The organism is Anaeromyxobacter sp. PSR-1 (assembly GCF_000964525.1).
In the GTDB taxonomy this organism is placed as follows: Bacteria; Myxococcota; Myxococcia; order Myxococcales; family Anaeromyxobacteraceae; genus Anaeromyxobacter.
Genome location: NZ_BAZG01000294.1, coordinates 1 through 3,086, shown reverse-complemented (window position 1 = coordinate 3,086; position 3,086 = coordinate 1). Strand labels below are relative to the sequence as shown.

At 79.2% G+C, this 3,086-nt stretch carries 3 protein-coding genes and 1 pseudogene; 3 read left to right on the top strand and 1 reads right to left on the bottom strand.

The window, feature by feature from the left end; all coding sequences use genetic code 11:
• Positions 1–1,056 (top strand): hypothetical protein (locus PSR1_RS22590; protein WP_059439558.1); only part of this gene is annotated, 1,056 nt, incomplete at its 5' end.
• 15 nt (positions 1,057–1,071) lie between these two features.
• Here PSR1_RS22590 and PSR1_RS22585 read toward each other — a convergent pair.
• Positions 1,072–1,338, bottom strand: coding sequence for a GlsB/YeaQ/YmgE family stress response membrane protein (locus PSR1_RS22585; RefSeq protein ID WP_059439557.1), 267 nt, complete (start codon positions 1,336–1,338; stop codon positions 1,072–1,074).
• A 158-nt stretch (positions 1,339–1,496) separates the two neighbouring features.
• On the opposite strand from PSR1_RS22585, the gene PSR1_RS22580 reads away from it, so the two are divergent.
• Positions 1,497–2,657 (top strand): OmpA family protein, encoded by a 1,161-nt coding sequence (locus tag PSR1_RS22580; protein WP_059439556.1) that lies wholly within the window; start codon positions 1,497–1,499, stop codon positions 2,655–2,657.
• Positions 2,658–2,674: 17 nt separating this feature from the next.
• Positions 2,675–3,086 (top strand): annotated as a pseudogene (locus PSR1_RS22575) (GAF domain-containing protein); the annotation flags it as partial.

The window sequence follows — 3,086 nt, the reverse complement described above, 5'->3', positions numbered from 1 at the left end:
GGCGCGGTCCCGGCGGTCTACCCGGTCGCCGCCGACCTGGTGATCCCGCCCGGCGTGACGCTGCGGGGCGACGACGCGCCGGCCGCGCCGGCCGGCCGGATCCTGGCGCTCGGCGACGGCGTGGTGGCGGCGGGCGTGACGCTCGGCGCGGGCTCGACGCTCGCCGGCGTGACCGTGCGCGACGACGCGGCGCCGGACGCGGCGGTCGCGATCCGGACCGCCTGCGCCGCCGGCGACCTCGCCCGCGTGGCGGACGTGGCGGTGGCGGCGTCGCGCGAGGGCGGCGCGCTCGCGGCCGGGCTCCGCCTCGAGGGCGCCTGCCCGGTGGCGCTGGAGCGCGTGACGGTCTCGGGCGCGGCGGGCCCGGGCGTCGCGGTGGTGCGCGAGGTGGCGGTGGGCGCCCCCGTCACCGCCGAGGACTCGGTGCTCCAGGCCAACGCGCAGGAGGGGCTGCGCCTCGCGCGCGGCGACGTCACGCTGCTGCGGGTGACGCTGGCCGCGAACGGCGGGGCCGGGCTGGTCGCCGCCGGCGGGGCGGACGGGCGGCTCACGCTGGAGGCCTGCACGGTCCGCGACAACGGGGCGACCGGCGTGGTGCTCGAGGCGAACACCGCGCGCGTCTGGATCGGCGGGACGCGCATCTGCCGGAACGCGGCCAGCCCGCGCGGCGCGTTCACCACCAAGCGCGCCGTGGGCGGCCTGTACCTCGCCGGCAACCCGCCCGCCGGCGCGCAGGCGGTCGGGTTCTCCGGGAACGCCGTCCACGGCAACGCCGGCGACCAGGTGCTGGTCTCGGGCAGCGTGACGGCGTGGCACCTCGACGGCGGCGCCGACGCGTGCGGTGCCGGCCGCAACCTGTTCGGCGAGTACGCGCCGTCGCCGGCGCGCGGCCTGGTGGCCGACTCCGCCGTGGTGAGCGCGCAGTGGAACGGCTGGGCCGGCGTCGTGCCGGCGCCCGGGATCGACTACGAGGCCATCACCGGCGTGAGCGCCGCGTCGGTGACCGCCTCGGCGTACTGCGACCCGCCGGCCGCGGCCGAGCTGATCTGCGAGTAGGGCCGCGGGCCTGCGCTAGACGGTCCGCCGCCGCGGCGTCGTCACCATCCCGGCGATCACGAGCAGCACGATCGCGCCCACCAGGCTGCCGATGAACCCGGCGGTCTGGAACGAGGTGCCGGGCGAGCCCGCGAACGCGGACGCGACCAGCCCGCCGATGATCGAGCCGGCGATCCCGAGCAGGGTCGTCATGACGAACCCCAGCCCCTGCTTTCCGGGCACCACCGCGCGCGCGATGAGCCCGATGACGAATCCGAAGACGATCCAGGCGATGATCCCCATTGAGCTGCCTCCCGGCGCAAAGGTAGGCCCGACGCCGACGCCGGAGCTTGCTCGCCCCCGCACCGCGCGGGCGGGCGCGCGGGCCGACGCACCACGACCGTCGGTACGGGCGCTTCCTTGACTCCCCGATCCCCCGGCGAGTAGCGTCGGCTCGCGCCATGTCCCTCCGCCTCTCCCCCGCTCGCGCGCTCCTGCCGGCGCTCCTGGTGACCGCGTGCGCCGCGGGAGGCCAGCTCCGCGCCGACGTGCGCGCGGTCCGGGCCGAGCTGGTGGAGGCCCGCGGCGCGGGGGCCGAGCGCTGCGCCGCGGACGAGCTGTCCGACGCGGAGGCGAGCCTGGAGGAGGCCGAGCGGCGGCTGGGCCGCGGCGAGGAGGGGGCGGCCCGCGCCCGCGTGGAGGCCGCCGGGCGCAGCGCCCGCCGCGCGCGGGAGCTGGCGCGGACCTGCGCCGCCCCGCAGGTCACCATCCGCAAGGGCGAGCCCACCGCGCAGGTGATCATCGAGAAGACCGACGGCGACCGCGACGGCGTCCCGGACCTGGACGACCGCTGCCCCGACGCGCCCGGCCCCGCCACGCTCCAGGGCTGCCCGGACGCGGACGGCGACGGGGTCGGCGACGCCGAGGACGCGTGCCCGGCGGAGGCGGGGCCTGCCGAGACGCTCGGGTGCCCGCCGGCGAAGGACTCCGACGGCGACGGCGTCCCCGACGAGATCGACCGCTGCCCGCTCGACCCCGAGGACGCGGACGGGTTCCAGGAGGAGGACGGCTGCCCGGATCCGGACGACGACGGCGACGGCATCGTGGACCGCGTGGACGCGTGCCCTCACGAGCAGGGCCCGCTCGAGAACCGCGGCTGCCCCGTGATGGACGCCGACGGCGACGGGGTGGCCGATCCGGACGACCGCTGCCCCGAGCAGGCCGGCGTCGCCGCCGACGGCTGCCCGCGGGCGTACCGGCTCCTCGAGGTGGGGCGGGACCGGATCGCGCTGCGCGAGCCGGTGCGCTTCGGCGCCCGCGACGACCTGCTGCCGTCGAGCGCGGTCCTGCTCGACGAGCTGGCGCAGGCGCTGCGCGACCGCCCGCGGCTGCGGGTGGCGGTCGAGGTCCACACCGACGGCGCCGGCGAGGCGGCCGCGAGCAAGCGGCTGACCCAGGCGCGCGCCGAGGCGGTGCGGGCGGCGCTCGCCGGGCGCGGGATCGAGGCGGAGCGGGTGGAGGCGAAGGGGTTCGGGGCCGAGCACCCCATCGCCTCCAACAAGACGGCGCGCGGGCGCGCCCAGAACCGGCGCACCGAGGTCCGGATCCTCCCGGGCGGGTGAAGGAGCGAGAGGGACGCATGGCGCAGTTCGAGATCTTCGTGCCGGCCTCCCCGCCCGCCCAGGCGGCGGACGTGGTGGTCCTGCTCGAGGCCGACAGCTGGCTCGGGGCGCTCCGGGCCGGCGTGGCGCGGATCGGCGGCCGCCACCCGGCGAACGTCCTCTGCGACGTGCGCCCGGGCGGCGTGATCCACGTCACCGACCCGGAGACCGGCCGCGCCTTCCGGATCCAGGAGCTGCCCCAGGCGCCGGTCCGCCCCGCGCCCACGCCGCCGCCCGGGTCCCCGCCCGCGCCGGCCCGGCCGCGCCGGCCGGCCCGCGACGAGGTCACCGAGAAGCTGCCGCTCCCCGGCGCGGCGCAGCGCGGGAGCCGCCGCAGGCGGCGACGCTGCCGCCCCGCCGGCCGCCGGCGCATCGGCCGCGAGCCGGCGC